The sequence below is a fragment of the Rhodanobacter sp. FW104-R8 genome (assembly GCF_001617365.1).
GTDB lineage: Bacteria > Pseudomonadota > Gammaproteobacteria > Xanthomonadales > Rhodanobacteraceae > Rhodanobacter.
The window spans coordinates 26,117-41,728 of the sequence record NZ_LVJR01000117.1; the positions used below are offsets into that span (position 1 = coordinate 26,117).

The 15,612-nt window shown below is 71.7% G+C and carries 7 protein-coding genes; 4 read left to right on the forward strand and 3 right to left on the reverse strand.

Translation table 11 applies throughout. From position 1 onward, the window contains the following. Nucleotides 1–13 precede the first annotated feature (13 nt). Nucleotides 14–1,888 (forward strand): phospholipase D family protein, encoded by a 1,875-nt coding sequence (locus RHOFW104R8_RS15240; RefSeq protein WP_068096340.1) that lies wholly within the window; start codon nt 14–16, stop codon nt 1,886–1,888. 144 nt (nt 1,889–2,032) lie between these two features. Here the strand turns inward: RHOFW104R8_RS15240 and RHOFW104R8_RS15245 are convergent, their stop codons facing one another. Together RHOFW104R8_RS15245 and RHOFW104R8_RS15250 are read right to left on the reverse strand one after the other, a co-directional pair. Then, nucleotides 2,033–2,587 carry an energy transducer TonB gene (locus RHOFW104R8_RS15245; RefSeq protein WP_068096341.1) on the reverse strand — a complete coding sequence of 185 codons (555 nt, stop codon included), beginning with the start codon at nt 2,585–2,587 and terminating at the stop codon, nt 2,033–2,035. A 16-nt stretch (nt 2,588–2,603) separates the two neighbouring features. Further along, complete coding sequence (locus tag RHOFW104R8_RS15250; protein WP_068096343.1) at nt 2,604–3,890, reverse strand: acetyl-CoA C-acetyltransferase; 1,287 nt, start codon at nt 3,888–3,890, stop codon at nt 2,604–2,606. Nucleotides 3,891–4,006: 116 nt separating this feature from the next. Here RHOFW104R8_RS15250 and RHOFW104R8_RS15255 point away from each other — a divergent pair, with 116 nt between their 5' ends. Beyond that, nucleotides 4,007–5,164 carry a hypothetical protein gene (locus tag RHOFW104R8_RS15255; protein ID WP_068096345.1) on the forward strand — a complete coding sequence of 386 codons (1,158 nt, stop codon included), beginning with the start codon at nt 4,007–4,009 and terminating at the stop codon, nt 5,162–5,164. Nucleotides 5,165–5,316: 152 nt separating this feature from the next. Next, nucleotides 5,317–7,734: a GGDEF and EAL domain-containing protein gene (locus tag RHOFW104R8_RS15260; protein WP_235604457.1), complete on the forward strand. Its 2,418-nt coding sequence runs from the start codon at nt 5,317–5,319 to the stop codon at nt 7,732–7,734. 75 nt (nt 7,735–7,809) lie between these two features. Here RHOFW104R8_RS15260 and RHOFW104R8_RS15265 read toward each other — a convergent pair whose 3' ends face one another. Beyond that, nucleotides 7,810–8,274 carry a GNAT family N-acetyltransferase gene (locus RHOFW104R8_RS15265; RefSeq protein WP_068096346.1) on the reverse strand — a complete coding sequence of 155 codons (465 nt, stop codon included), beginning with the start codon at nt 8,272–8,274 and terminating at the stop codon, nt 7,810–7,812. Between the two features lie 170 nt (nt 8,275–8,444). Here RHOFW104R8_RS15265 and RHOFW104R8_RS15270 point away from each other — a divergent pair. Continuing rightward, the coding region (locus tag RHOFW104R8_RS15270; protein WP_068205464.1) for a glucoamylase family protein at nt 8,445–15,612 on the forward strand (7,168 nt) is incomplete at its 3' end.

A 15,612-nucleotide genomic window follows, 5' to 3' on the forward strand; every position in this document is an offset into this window, starting at 1 on the left:
GTATCATCCCCGCATGCCCGTCCTGCGCCCATTCGCCCTGCCGCTCCTGCTCGCGCTGCTGCTGTTGCAGGGCTGCACGGTGTCGCGCGCACAGATCCGCCGCGCCGACGCCGTGGTCGCCGCCACCGCCGACCTCCGCAGCGACTGCGACCGGGCCGACCATTGCGCGATCCCCTCGCCGCTGCTCGAGGCAGCCACCGAGGCGATGGCCGCCTCCACGCCGCAGCAGCCGGTGCATGTGGTCACCCTGCTCGACGACAGCGCACCGGCGATGGCCGCGCGGATCAACCTGGTGCGCGCGGCACGCCGAACGATCGACGTGCAGACCTATATCTGGGACCAGGACGACGCCGGCCAGCTGATGCTGGACGAGCTGGTGCAGGCGGCGCGGCGCGGCGTGCGCGTGCGCATCCTGGCCGACCAGCTGTTCTCCTTCAACGACCCGGGCCTGCTCGACCGGCTGGCGCGGGTCAGCCCGAACCTGCAGGTGCGGCTGTACAACCCCACCTTCCACAAGGCGCACATCCAGCCGCTGGAATTCGCCGCCGGCATCGTGTGCTGCTTCATGCAGTTCAACCAGCGCATGCACAACAAGCTGCTGCTGGTGGACGACACCATCGGCATCACCGGCGGGCGCAACTACCAGGACCGCTACTTCAACTGGGACGACGCGTTCGACTACATCGACCGCGACGTGATGGTCGGCGGCCCCGCCGCGGCACAGATGGCGAGCAGCTTCGCACTGTTCTGGAACCACCGGCGTGCGCTACCGCTCACCCACCTGCGCGACGTCAACCGCCGCATCCTGTCCGACCCCGCGCCGCCCGCGTGGCCGGCGCCGCACTACCGCCGGCCGCTGCGGGTGGCCCAGGTGCAGCAGGCGGCCGAGGATCCGGCCTGGCTGCAGGCCTGGCTGGTCGACCCTTCGCTGCGCGTGGGCAAGGTCGACTACTTCAGCGACCTGCCGTCGAAGACCGACAAGCCCAACAAGCAGCGCGCGCAGGAATTTACCCGCCACATCATGCGCATGATCAGCGAGGCGAAAGAGCAGGTGGTGCTGCAGACGCCGTACCTGGTGATGAGCCGCCGCGCCCAGGGCATCTTCCGGCGCCTGCACCGGCGCGACGAGCCCCCGCAGGTGCTCGTCTCCACCAACTCGCTGGCATCGACCGATGCGTTCGCCGTGTACGCGATGTCGTACAAGCACCGCAAGCGCTACCTGAAAAAGTTCGGCTTCGAGATCCACGAGATGAAGCCACACGCGCCCAGCGCGATGGAGGACTACGAGCTGGCCAACCTCGACACCGACATGACCAGCCTGCCGCCGGAAACCACGAGCCCGGCCGGGGCCCGGCGCACCCGCTTCCACCTGCTCGGCAGCCGCGGCAGCGGCAACCGGCCGGCACCGCTGCACAGCGAAGGCCTCCGCTTCGGCCTGCACGCGAAATCGATCGTGATCGACGGGGCGTTCGCGATGGTGGGCTCGCACAACTTCGACCCGCGCTCGGACCATTACAACACCGAGGCTGGCGTAATCGTCTATGACCACGCGTTCGCCGACCAGCTGCGCCTCAGCATCACCCAGCTCACCCAGCCGGAAAACGCCTGGGTGATCGCGCCGCGGCAGTCGAAGATACCGCTGCTGACCGACATCAACCAGGCCATCGGCAGCATCTCCGAGCAATTGCCGCTGTTCGACCTGTGGCCGCTCCGCTACGCCACCAGCTACGACCTCAAGCCCGGCTGCCAGCCGCTGCGCGCCACCGACCCGAACTTCTACGCCTGCTACGAGCCGGTCGGCGATTTCCCCGACGTGGCGCTGTCGTCGAAGCTGATCATCACGCGGCTGGTCACCGCGTTCGGAGTGGGCGCCAAGGGCGTACTGTGATCACTGCTGGCCGTGCCTTGCGCTCCGAGAAAATCGCTTTCGCAACTGTGTTTTTTGAAGCAAGAGCAAAGAGCTTTCGTCCTCCTGCGGAGGGCGAAAGCTCTTTGCTCCCGAACCACCAGGGCCGTATGGCTGGACAAAACCCTACGGCAGCTTCGCGATGCCGTCGCCGCGCGAGGAAAAGCGCATCGGCAGTTCGCCGCTGAGGCCGTCGGGGCGATCCGGCGGCACGGCGAAGCGCCAGCCGCGCACGCTGCGCAAGGCGTGCGTGTCGAGGACCGGGTCGCCGCTGGATTCGGTGAGGCTGGCGGCGCTGACCCGGCCGCTGGCGTCGATGTCCACGTGCAGCAGCACGCGGCCGTCCAGATGGCCGCGCAGCTCGTCCCACGATTGCGAGGTGTCGCTGGGCGTGGCCAGCGGCACCAGTTCCGGCGGTGGCGCGGGCACGCTGGCCTGCGCCTCGCTGCCGTCGATCACCGCGGCCATGCGGCGCACCGGCGGCGCCGCGCGCGGCGGACCGTGCGCCCGCCGCGGCGAGGGCAGGGTGCGCGGCGCCGGCGCGGCGCGTCCGCCGGCGGCGGCGAACCGCGCCGGCGGTCCCGGCCAGGCGGCGGTCAGCGTACTTAGCCAGCCGGTGCCGGCGACGCCGATCGCCAGCGCCAGCAGACTCAGTCCGGTGGTGGTGCGCAGGCGCAGCATGTTCAGTCGGCCGCGTTCATGGCCGTTCGAGGATCGCGGTGACGCCCATGCCGCCGGCGGTGCAGATCGAGATCAGGCCGCGGCCCGAACCCTTCTGTTCCAGCAGCCTGGCCAGCGTGGCGACGATGCGCGCGCCGGTGGCGGCGAACGGATGGCCGATGGCGAGGCTGGAACCGTGCACGTTGAGCTTCGCCGGATCGATCGTACCCAGCGGCGCGTCCAGGCCGAGCCGGTTCCGGCAGTAATCCGCCGACTCCCACGCGCGCAGCGTGCACAGCACCTGCGCCGCGAACGCCTCGTGGATCTCGTAGTAGTCGAAGTCCTGCAGGCTCAGCCCGTGGCGCGCCAGCATGCGCGGCACCGCGACGGTCGGCGCCATCAGCAGGCCTTCGCCGTGCACGAAGTCCACCGCGGCGACCTCGGCGTCGCGCAGGTAGGCCTGCACCTTCAGGCCACGCTGCGCGGCCCACGCGTCGCTGCCCAGCAGCACCGCGGCGGCGCCGTCGGACAGGCCGGTGGAGTTGCCCGCGGTGAGCGTGCCCTGGCCGGAGGCCTTGTCGAACGCCGGCTTCAGCGCGGCCAGCTTCTCCAGGCTCGAATCCGGGCGCAGGAAGCCGTCGCGCTTGAGGCCGCGGAACGGCACCAGCAGGTCCTCGAAGAAGCCGGCGTCGTAGGCGGCGGCCAGCTTGCGGTGGCTGTCCAGCGCCAGCCGGTCCTGCGCCTCGCGGGCGATGTGCCATTCCTTCGCCATCTGCTCGCAGTGGTCGCCCATCGACTTGCCGGTACGCGGCTCGGCCACACCGGGGAACGACGGCTTCAGCTCGCCGAGGGAGAACCCGCGCAGCGCCACGCGCAGCTTGTCCAGCGGCGTCCTGGCGCGGTTCATCGCCAGCAGGCGCTTGCGCAGGCGGGTGCCGTAGACGATCGGCACGTCGGACGTGGTGTCCGAACCGCCGGCGATGCCGGCCTCGATCTGCCCGGCGGCGATCTTGTTGGCGATGATGATGGTGTTGTCCAGCGAGGTGCCGCAGGCGCGTGCGGTGGTGATGCCCGGCGTGGTCGGCGCCAACCCGGAGCTGAGCAGCGCCTCGCGCGCGAGGTTCCAGTCGGACGAGTGCTTGATCACCGCGCCCATCGCCACTTCGCCCAGTTCCGCGCCGTGCAGGCCGAAGCGCTCGACCAGCGCGCCGAGCACCTTCACCGACATGCCGAAGTTGCCGACGTCGGCGTAGGCGGTGTTGTTGCGACAGAACGGAATGCGCACGCCGCCGATCACCCCGACGCGCTTTTGCGTGTTTTCCATGCTCAGGACAGTCCACCACTCAAGTTTGTCAAGGCTAACCCGCCATGCCGCGCGGCGAAAGCCCAAATCGCTGAATGGTAGAATCCGGTCTCTTGATGTCTTCCGGACCCCCGCTCGTGGATACGAAAACGCTGCTCGCCCTGCCAGTCGTGCTGGCACTGGAACCGGTCGCGGGCGAGCCGGCGGCGAGGATGACCTTCACCCGCGACGAGGCCGCCGAGCTGGCCGCCCTGGTCGCCGCCGACCTGCATGGACTCGTGCCGCAGGTCGACGCCGCGCGGCTGGCGCTGGCCGGCGCGCTGTTCGACCAGGTCGAGCTGCTGCGGCCGGGCTTCCCGGTGTGGACCACGCTGGAGGAACTGGCCCGGCGCGTGCCGCGCGACCACCTGGAGAACGTGGTCGCGTTCGGCACCCACGAGGGGCACATGCCGGCGCCGCCGCTGGAACCGTCGGCGGTCTATGCCGACGGCCCGATGCGGCTGCTGCCGATGAGCCTGCTGGTGCCGGCGGAACAGGCCGAGGAGTTGTCCGAGCAGCTGGAGGTCCATCTGGTCGGCCGCGGCGAGATGGGGCCGCGCACCGCCGACTGGCTGATGCGCATGCTCGGCATCCGGCTGGAACATGCGCGCTATTTCAGCCGCAACGACCTGCTCGCGTTGACCTGCGTGCAGTACGAGCACGTCAACCTGGCGCCGCTGTGGGTGCTGCTGGAGGCGGCGCTGCTCACGCCGTACCACGACGAGTCGACGATGAGTGCGCGCGGACTGGCCCTGCGCTACGCCGGCGGCAAGGTGCTGGCGCAGTCGCCCTCGCAGTGGCTGGCCGAACAGGGCGGCGCGCGCGACCCCGACGGGATCCGACAGCGTGCGCACGACTTCGCCGGCATCGTGTTCGAGCTGCGCCAGTACGCCGCGCTGCTCGACGCGCATCAGCTGCCGCTGCAATTGCAGCCGCTCGACGCAGGTGCGAGCGAAGCCGCCAGCGGCTGCCTGGTGGAGACCCTGGCCGCTGCGGAACCCGGCTGCGGCCCGCCGGCTCTGTTCGCCCATGAGGCGCCCGGCCTGGGCGTGGTGGCGGTGACCGTGGCGCAGCGTGGTGGCGACGGCCATGCCCGCGCGCTGGCGCACGGCTATCCGCTGCAGCCGCAGGCGCTGGGGCCGCTGCTGGCGCGGCTGGCCGACCGCTACGGGATCGCCGCCGAGCTGCAGGCGCTGGGCCGCGTGGTGCTGGACGACGGCGGCCGGCTCGGCGCACCGGCGACCGCCCCGCACTGACGCCCGCCGGCGACGGCTGGGCAAGCGCACCAACTCGGCGCATGATGGCGGCGCGCCGAGGGGGGCGCCATGCTGACGGAATGACCATGCGGCCGCCTACGCCTGCCGAGGTATTGCCATCGCTTCCGGATGATATCGGCTGGCCCGTGCACATGCTGCGCGGCACGCCCGCGCTGCTGGCCTACCTCGACCTCGATCAGCGCTTCCGCTTCGCCAACGACACGCATCGCCGCTGGCTCGGCATCGACCCGCAGCGGCTGATCGGCCGGCGCCTGGTCGACGTGGTCGGCCGGCGCAACCACGAACTGGCCGGCGCGGCGCTGGAGCGCGCCTACGCAGGCCACATGGCCAGCTACGAGGGCGAGCTGTACAACGGTCGCGAGCGGCGCTACGCGCACGGTAACTTCCAGCCGGATTTCGACGCCGACGGCCGCGTCCGCGGCATCTTCACCGCGCTGGTCGACATCACCGAGCGCCGCGACCTGGAGCTGCAGCTGCACGAGAGCGAGCAGCGCTTCTACAGCGCGTTCCAGCACGCCGCGATCGGCATGGCGCTGACCCGTCCGGACGGCCGCTTCCTGCGCGTCAACGCGGCGGTATGCCAGATGCTCGGTTACCGCGAGGAGGAACTGCTGGCGCTGGACATCGCCGGCGTCACCCACCCGGACGACCAGGCGGCCGATGCGGCATTGATGGCGCAGCTGCTGGCCGGCGAGCGCGAGTCGTACCAGCTGGAGAAGCGCAACTTCCACCGAGACGGGCACGTGGTGCACATCCTGCTCAGCGTGTCGCTGGTGCGCGACGGGCAGGGCGCGCCGCTGTACTTCGTGTCGCAGGTGCAGGACATCAGCCAGCGCAAGGCGTTCGAGGACGCGCTGCACCGCGAGCGCGAGCTGGCCGAGGTGACCCTGCGCTCGATCGGCGACGCGGTGATCACCACCGACCCGCAACTGCGCGTCACCTCGCTCAACCCGATCGCCGAGGCGATGACCGGCTGGACCGGCACCGAGGCGCAGGGCCGGCCGATCGAGGAGATCTTCCAGCTGATCGACGCCCGGCACGGCCAAGCCGTGGCCAACCCGCTGCGCGGGGCGATCGAGCGGAACACCATCGTCGACCTGGCCGGCAAGACCCTGCTGCGCCACCGCCACGGCTTCGACACGCCGGTGGAGGATTCCTCCGCGCCGATCCACGACCATGCCGGCAACGTGATCGGCGGCGTGCTGGTGTTCCACGACGTCAGCGAAACGCGCGCGCTGGCGCTGAAGATGATCCACCTGACCCAGCACGACACGCTCACCGGGCTGCCCAACCGCAACCAGCTGCACGCGCAGGTCGGCCAGGCGATCGCCACCGCGAACCGGCGCCGGCAGCGCGCCGCGCTGCTGTACATCGACATCGACAACTTCAAGCAGGTCAACCAGCAGCACGGACATGCGGTGGGCGACCGCGTACTGCGCGCGTTCGCCGCCCGGCTGCACCGCTGCCTGCCCGGCGACGAGCTGCTCAGCCGCTACGGCGGCGACGAGTTCGTGGTGGTGCTGCCGCACCTGGACAGCGTCGGCGAGGCGGCCAGCTTGTGCCAGACCCTGATCAACCACGGCGAGCAGACCCGCGTCGAGGGCGTGGCCGAGCTGGGCCTGCACCTGAGCATCGGCATCAGCGTGTACCCCGACGACGCCGTCGAGCCGGACGCGCTGCTGCAGCACGCGGAGACCGCGCTGATGGCGGTGAAGGCGCAGGGCCTGCACGGCTACCGCTTCTTCACCGCGTCGATGAACGAGCGCGCGCGGGCGCGGCGGCGGATCGAGACGGCGCTGCGCCAGGCGCTCTCGCGGCACGAACTGGACCTGCACTACCAGCCCAAGGTGGACGCGCACGGCGGCCGCATCGTCGGCGCCGAGGCGCTGCTGCGCTGGCACGCGAACGGGCGCGAGCTGTACACGCCGGACCAGTTCGTGCCGGTCGCCGAGGATTCCGGGCTGATCCTGCCGATCGGCGCGTGGGCGCTGCGCCAGGCCTGCCTGCAGGCGCAGCGGTGGCAGGGCCTGCAGGCAGGCGCGAGCCGGCCGATCCCGGTATCGGTCAACGTGTCGCCGCTGCAGTTCCAGCATCCCGAGTTCTACAACTGGCTCGACGAAGTGCTGGACCGGAGCGGGCTGGAGGCCGGGCTGCTCGAGCTGGAGCTGACCGAGCGCATGGTGATGTCCGGCGGCGACGCCACCACCGGCCTGCTGCAGCGGATCAAGCGGCGCGGCGTGCGGCTGTCGCTGGACGACTTCGGCACCGGCTACTGCAGCCTGTCGTATCTGAAGCACTTTCCGATCGACGCGCTGAAGATCGACCGCGTGTTCGTGCGCGACCTCGCCAGCGACCGCGACACCGCCACCATCACCAGCGCGATCATCGCGATGGCGCGCGGCCTCGGCAAGCAGGTGGTCGCCGAAGGCGTGGAAACGCGCGAACAGGCCGCGTTCCTACGCCATGCCGGCTGTTCGCAATTGCAGGGTTTCCTGTTCGGCGCGCCGGTGCCGGCAACGGCGTTCCAGCAGCTGCTCGTCGCCGCCTGAGCCGCCAGCCCCCACGCCATGCCCGCAGGAGCGCACCCTGTCCACAAGGGACTCCCTTGTGGACAGGGTGCGCTCCTACAAAACCGGCTCCGCCAGCAGCGCCTCATACATGAAGTAGTGGCAGCGCTGCATGCCGAGCCCCTCGTAGGTGGCCTGCGCGCGGTCGTTCTCCGTCTCCACGTACAGGCGCAGGCCGACCGCGCCGGCCGTGGCGGCGCGTTGCGCAACCTCGGCGTACAGCGCGCGGAACGCGCCGACGCGGCGCGACGCGGGCACCACGTACACGCTCTGGATCCACCAGAAGTCGCCGCCGCGCCAGTCGCTCCATTCGAAGGTCACCAGCAGGCAGCCGACCGCCGCGCCCTCGTGCTCGGCCACCAGGTAGAAGCCGCGCCGCGGCTGCTCGAACACGCCGCGCACGCCGCGCTCCAGCGTCGCCGGATCGAGCCGCTTGTGCTCGGTTTCCCACGCCATCGCCGCGTTCCAGGCGGCCAGTGCGGGCAGATCGGTGAGGGTGGCGGCGCGAATCTGCAGCGGCACGGCATGGCTCCGGTAAAGGTCGGGCGCCCATCCTAGCGTGCGCGGCCTTCACATGCCGGCGCGTAAGGTCGGGCGCAGCGGCGATGGCCATTCCCCCACGGGCCACGCCGACGCTCCGCCCGCATGGATGCCTCGCGGCCGGTCAGTCGCGAGGCCCGAGGAAAACCGTTGTGAACATCGGCAACCTGCTCGACCTGCTCAAGCTGCGTCGCCTGCACGCGTTCCGCCGCCGCCGCGCCGCCGCACGTACGCGCCCGGAGCAGGAGCCGGCGCTGCGCGCGGAACTGTTCAGCACCGAGCAGATGGAACGGCACGGCCGCACGCTGGCCGGCCAGCACCGGCTCAGCGCGCGCTCGAGCATGGACCTGCTGCTGGAACGGCTGGCCGACAACGAGGCGGTGCTCGCGCACACCTGCGAACGACTGACCAGCGCGACCCGCAAGCGGCGCCGGGTCACCCCCGCCGGCGAGTGGCTGCTGGACAACTTCTACCTGATCGAGGAACAGATCCGCATCGCGCGGCGGCACCTGCCGAAGGGCTACAGCCGCGAGCTGCCGCGGCTGGCGAACGGGCCCTCGGCCGGCCTGCCGCGGGTGTACGACATCGCGCTGGAGATCATTTCGCACGGCGACGGCCGGGTCGACACGCACAGCCTGCGCCGCTTCGTCGACGCCTACCAGGACGTGGCCCCACTCAGCCTGGGCGAGCTGTGGGCGATACCGATCATGCTGCGGCTGGCGCTGATCGAGAACCTGCGCCGCGTCGCCGCGCGGGTGATGGCGGACTGGCGCAGCCGCGGCAAGGCTGCGCGCTGGGCCGAGAACATGACCGCCACCGCCGAACGCGACCCGAACTCGGTGGTGCTGGTGGTAGCCGACATGGCGCGCTCGGACCCGCCGATGAACGGCCCTTTCGTGGCCGAGATGGCGCGCCGGCTGCAGGGCCAGAGCCCGGCGCTGGCGCTGCCGCTGAGCTGGATCGAGCAGCGCCTGGCCGCGTCGGGGCAGAGCGTCGAGCACCTGGTGCAGCAGGAGGCGCAGCAGCAGGCCGCCAACCAGGTCTCGATCGGCAACAGCATCGGCAGCCTGCGCACGCTGTCGGCGATCGACTGGCGCGACTTCGTCGAACGCTGCAGCCTGGTCGAACACTGCCTGCGCGAGGATCCGGCCGGCGTCTACGCGGCGATGGATTTCGCCACCCGCGACCGCTACCGCCACATGGTGGAGGCGATCGCGCGAAAGCACCGGCTGACCGAGCTGGCGGTGGCCGAGGCGACCGTGGCGCTGTGCCGGGACGAGGTCCGCGCCGACGACACCGCGCCGCTGCCCGCGCACGTGGGCTACTACCTGATCGACCGCGGGCGGTACCGGCTGGAGCAGCGGCTCGGCGTCCGCCCGCGCCTGCGCGAACGGCTGCGGCGCGGCTTCGACCGCGCGCCGCTGCCGATCTACCTGGGCCTGCTGGCGCTGCTGACGTTCGCGTTCGCGCAGCCGCTGGTCGCCGCCGCCGCGCACGCGCGGCTGCCGGCCTGGGCGCTGGTCGCGATCGCGCTGCCGGCGATCGTGCTGGCCAGCCAGCTGGGCCTGAGCCTGCTCAACTGGATGGCCACGCTGGCGATCGCGCCGCGGCGGCTGCCGCGGATGAACTACACGCACGGCATCCCGGCCAGCGCGCGCACGCTGGTGGCGGTGCCCAGCCTGATCGCCGCCGCGCAGGACGTCGAGGACCTGGTCGAGGCGCTGGAGGTGCGCTTCCTCGGCAACCGCGACGATCACCTGCACTTCGCCCTGCTCACCGACTTCGCCGACGCGGAGCGCGAGGCGCTGCCCGGCGACGAGGCGCTGCTGCGGCTGGCGCGGCGCCGCATCGAGGCGCTCAACGAGCGCTACGCCGACGCCGGCGCCAATCGCTTCTTCCTGTTCCACCGGCCGCGCCGCTGGAACGCCGGCGAGCAACGCTGGATGGGCCACGAGCGCAAGCGCGGCAAGCTGGCCGACCTCAACGCCCTGCTGCGCGGCAACGCGCACGACCGCTTCATGCTGATCGTGGGCGACATCGCGACGCTCCCGCCGGTGCAGTACGTGATCACCCTGGACACCGACACCGAGCTGCCGCGCGACACCGCGCAGGCGCTCGTGGGCACCATCGACCACCCGCTCAACCGCGCCGTGTACGACCCCGAGCGGCGCCGCGTGGTCAGCGGCTACGCGATTTTGCAGCCGCGCGTGGGGATCAGCCTGCCCAGCACCGCGCGCTCGCGCTACGCGCAGCTGTACGGCAGCGACGCCGGCATCGACCCGTACACGCAGATGGTCTCGGACGTGTACCAGGACGTGTTCGGCGAGGGCTCGTTCATCGGCAAGGGCATCTACGCGATCGACCCGTTCGAGCGCGCCCTGGACGGCCGCTTCCCCGAGAACCGCATTCTCAGCCACGACCTGGTCGAAGGTTGCCACGCACGCTCGGGCCTGCTCAGCGACGTGCAGCTGTTCGAGAGCTGCCCGGTCCGCTACGGCGACGACGTGAAGCGCCGCCACCGCTGGATCCGCGGCGACTGGCAGCTGCTGCCGTGGCTGCTGCCGTGGGCGCCGACCGCGCGCGACGGCTGGCGCCGCAATGCGCTGACCGCACTGTCGCGCTGGAAGATCCTCGACAACCTGCGCCGCAGCCTGGTGCCGGTGGCGGTGCTGGCGCTGCTGGTGGCCGGCTGGCTGGCGATCGTGCCGGCGCTCTCGTGGACGCTGGCGGTGCTCTCGATGGTGCTGCTGCCGCCGCTGCTGTCGGCGCTGCTGGAACTGGTGCAGAAGCCGCGCGAGGTGCAGCTCGACCAGCACCTGCGCGCCGGCTTCCGCGCCGGCATGCAGCACCTCGCGCGGATGGCGCTGGGGCTGGCGTGGCTGCCGCACGAGGCGCTGTACCACCTCGACGCCATCGTGCGCACGCTGTGGCGGATGGCGGTCAGCCGGCGCCACCTGCTGCAGTGGCAGACCTCCGGCGAGGTCGAGCGGCGCAGCGGCAACACGGCCGCCGCGCTGTGGCGGCTGATGGGGATCGGCCCGGCGCTGGCGCTGCTGCTGGGCGTGGCGCTGGCGCTGCAGCGTCCGGCCGCGCTGTGGCTGGCGGCGCCGTTGCTGCTGCTGTGGCTGGGCTCGCCCGCGGTCGCCTGGTGGATCAGCCAGCCGCGCGCGCCGGACACGTTCGCACCCAGCGCGGCACAGCGGCGTTTCCTGCGCACGCTGGCGCGGCAGACCTGGGCGTTCTTCGAGGTCCACGTCGGCGCCGACGAGCACTGGCTGCCGCCGGACAACCTGCAGGAGCAGCCGGGCCCGGCGATCGCCCACCGCACCTCGCCCACCAACATCGGCATGGCGCTGCTGGCGAACCTGGCCGCGCACGACTTCGGCTTCATCGACGGCGGCCGCCTGCTCGAGCGCACCCGGCTGACCCTGGCCACCATGCAGCAGCTGCCGCGCCACCGCGGCCACTTCTACAACTGGTACGACACACAGAGCCTGCAGCCGCTGCCGCCGCTGTACGTCTCGGCAGTGGACAGCGGCAACCTCGCCGGCCACCTGCTGACCCTGCGCCGGGGCCTGCTGGGGCTGGCCGACGAGCCGGTGTTCCAGCCGCGCGCGCTGCATGGCCTGGGCGACACGCTGGCGCTGCTGCACGACACGCTCGACGCCGACGTCGCCCGCGCGCTGCGGCCCCTGCAGCAGGAACTGCAGGCCGCGCTGGACGCCCCGCCGCAACGCAGCAGCGCCGCACTGGCGCTGCTGCAGCGGCTGGACGGGCACGCCCGCGCGCTGGCGCAGACCCTTGCGCCCGAACCCGCCGGCGACACGGCGTTCTGGCTCGACGCGCTGATCGACCAGGCCAGCCGGCTGATCGACGAGACGCTCGCCTTCGAACTCGACCCGCCGGACGACGACGCCGCCGGCTTCGGCGGCATCCCCGCCCTGCGCCAGCTGGCGCGGATCGAGCCGCTGTGCTGGCCGGCCGAGGCCGGCGCCGACGCCGTGCGCGAACGCGCGGCCGAACGCATCGCCGCGATCGAACGGCTGGCGCAGCAGGCCGGCGAGCTGGCCGAGATGGATTTCCGCTTCCTGTACGACAGCGCGCGCGACCTGCTGGCGATCGGCTACAACGCGGACCAGCGCCGGCTCGACGCCGGCTACTACGACCTGCTGGCGTCGGAGGCGCGGCTGGCCAGCTTCGTCGGCATCGCGCAGGGCCAGCTGCCGCAGGACAACTGGTTCGCCCTGGGCCGCCTGCTCACCACCGTGGGCGGCGAGCCGGTGCTGCTGTCGTGGACCGGCTCGATGTTCGAGTACCTGATGCCGAACCTGGTGATGCCCAGCTACGAGGGCACCCTGCTCGACCAGACCTGCCGCGCCGCGGTGGCGCGGCAGATCGAGTACGGCAACCAGATCGGCCGGCCGTGGGGCATTTCCGAATCCGGCTACAACATGCTGGACTCGCACTTCACCTACCAGTACCGCGCGTTCGGCGTGCCCGGGCTGGGCCTGAAACGCGGGCTCGGCGACGACGTGGTGATCGCGCCATACGCCAGCGCGCTGGCGCTGATGGTGGCACCGGCGGCGGCGACGCGGAACCTGCAGCGGCTGGCCGAAGCCGGCGCGCGCGGGCGCTACGGCCTGTACGAAGCGATCGACTGCACGCCGGCGCGGCTGCCGCTGGGGCAGGACTGGGCGCTGGTGCGGCAGTTCATGGCGCACCACCAGGGCATGAGCCTGCTGGCGCTGGGCCACGCGCTGCTGGACCGGCCGATGCAGCGGCGCTTCGAATCCGACCCGCAGTTCCAGGCCACCAGCCTGCTGCTGCAGGAGCGCGTGCCGAAGACCGCCGCCGAATACCTGCACGCCTCCGGCTTCCCCGAATCGGACGGCACGCCGCGGCCGGCCGAGGCGCGGCTGCGCGTGTTCACCGACCCGGACCGCCCGCGACCGGCGGTGCAACTGCTCTCCAACGGCCGCTACCACGTGATGCTGAGCAGCGCCGGCGGCGGCTACGTGCGCCGCGGCGAGCTGGCGCTGACCCGCTGGCACGAGGACATCACACGCGACCACCGCGGCATGTTCTGCTACCTGCGCGACGTCGCCAGCGGCGACTGCTGGTCCACCACCTACCAGCCCACGCGGCGCAAGACCGAGCTGTACGAGGCGATCTTCTCCGACGCGCGCGCCGAGTTCCGCGTGCGCGAACGCGAGTTCGACGCGCATACCGAGATCGTGGTGTCGCCGGAGGACGACATCGGCCTGCGCCGCACCCACCTCACCAACCGCGGCCGCACCCGGCGCACCATCGAGCTGACCAGCTACGCCGAAGTGGTGCTGGCGCCGGCGCTGGCCGACGCGATGCACCCGGCCTTCAGCAAGCTGTTCGTGCAGACCGAACTGGTGCCGGCGCTGCAGGCGATCGTGTGCACGCGGCGGCCGCGCGCCGCCGACGAGCGGCCGCCGTGGCTGTTCCACCTGCTGGCGGTGCACGACGCCGACATCGACCAGATCTCCTACGAAACCGATCGCGCCCGCTTCATCGGCCGCGGCCGCGACACCGCCGAGCCGCAGATGCTCGACCGCGAGCAGGCGCAGCTGTCCAACAGCGCCGGCCCGGTGCTCGACCCGATCGTGGCGATCCGCTGCCGCATCACGCTGGAGCCGGAGCAGACCGCCACCATCGACTTCGTCACCGGCTTCGCCGAACAGCGCGACGACTGCCTGCGGCTGATCGGCAAGTACCGCGACCGCCACCTCGCCGACCGCGTGTTCGACCTGGCCTGGACGCACAGCCAGGTGCTGCTGCGCCAGCTCAACGCCAGCCTCGCCGACGCCCAGCTGTACGAGCACATGGCCACCGGCGTCCTGTACCCGAACGCCACCCTGCGCGCCGACCCGGCGGTGCTGCGCGGCAACCGGCGCGGCCAGTCCGGGCTGTGGGGGCAGTCGGTCTCCGGCGACCTGCCGATCGTGCTGCTGCAGATCGCCAGCCCGTCGCGGATCGAGCTGGTGCGCCAGCTGGTGCAGGCGCACGCGTACTGGCGGCTGAAGGGGCTGGCGGTGGACCTGGTGATCTGGAACGAGGACCGCGCCGGCTACCGGCAGGAACTGCACGACCTGATCATGGGCCTGATCGCCTCCGGCAGCGAGGCCAGCCTGCTCGACCGCCCCGGCGGCATCTTCGTGCGCCCGGCGCAGCAGCTCTCCGGCGAGGACCGGCTGGTGATGCTGGCCAGCGCGCGGATGGTGCTCAGCGACAGTCGCGGCAGCCTGGCCGAGCAGATCAACCGCCGCCACGTGGAAACCCACGCGCCGCGCTTCGAGCCGAGCCGGCCGCGGCGCATCGGCAGCGCCGTGCTCGGCGCCGATGCCTCGAGCGGCTTGCAGCTGGCCAACCCGCACGGCGGCTTCAGCGCCGACGGCCGCGAGTACGTGATCACCCAGACGGCCGGCAGCGCCACCCCGGCGCCGTGGTGCAACGTGCTGGCCAACCCGCAGTTCGGCACGGTGATCTCCGACAGCGGCAGCGCCTACAGCTGGGGCGAGAACGCGCACGAGTTCCGGCTCACCCCGTGGCACAACGACCCGGTCGGCGATGGCAGCGGCGAGGCGCTGTACCTGCGCGACGAGGAAACCGGCCAGCTGTGGTCGCCCACGCCGCTGCCCTGCGGCGGCAGCGGCAACTACATCACCCGCCACGGCTTCGGCTACAGCGTGTTCGAGCACCACGAGGACGGCATCCACTCCGAGCTGTGGGTCTACGTGGCGCTGGATGCGTCGGTGAAGTTCTCGGTGCTGAAGCTGCGCAACGACTCCGGCGCGCCGCGCCGGCTCAGCATCACCGCCTATGTCGAATGGCTGCTCGGCGACCTGCGCGAGAAGACCGCGATGCACGTGGTCACCGAGTCGGACCCGGCCAGCGGCGCGCTGTTGGCGCGCAACGCGTACAACAGCGAGTTCCCGAACCGGGTCGCCTTCCTCGACGTGGACGACCCCGCGCGCGGCATCGACGGCGACCGCAGCGAATTCCTCGGCCGCAACGGCAGCATGCGTGCGCCGGCCGGGCTGGGCCGCGCGCACCTGTCCGGCCGGCTCGGCGCCGGGCTCGACCCGTGCGCGGCGCTGCAGTCGGTGGTGAGCCTGGACGACGGCGAGCAGCGCCAGCTGATCTTCCGCCTCGGCCTGGGCCGCGACGCCGCCGACGCCAGCGCGCTGGTGCAGCGCTTCCGCGGCAACGGCAGCGCCGCCGACGCGCTGGACAAGGTGCGCGCGCACTGGGCGCGCGTGCTCGGCACGGTGCAGGTGCGCACGCCGGAGC

Coding starts and splice junctions, on each gene's coding strand:
- RHOFW104R8_RS15240 (WP_068096340.1), top strand. CDS start 14: ATGCCCGTCCTGCGCCCATTCGCCCTGCCGCTCCTGCTCGCGCTGCTG.
- RHOFW104R8_RS15245 (WP_068096341.1), bottom strand. CDS start 2,587: ATGCTGCGCCTGCGCACCACCACCGGACTGAGTCTGCTGGCGCTGGCG.
- RHOFW104R8_RS15250 (WP_068096343.1), bottom strand. CDS start 3,890: ATGGAAAACACGCAAAAGCGCGTCGGGGTGATCGGCGGCGTGCGCATT.
- RHOFW104R8_RS15260 (WP_235604457.1), top strand. CDS start 5,317: ATGCTGCGCGGCACGCCCGCGCTGCTGGCCTACCTCGACCTCGATCAG.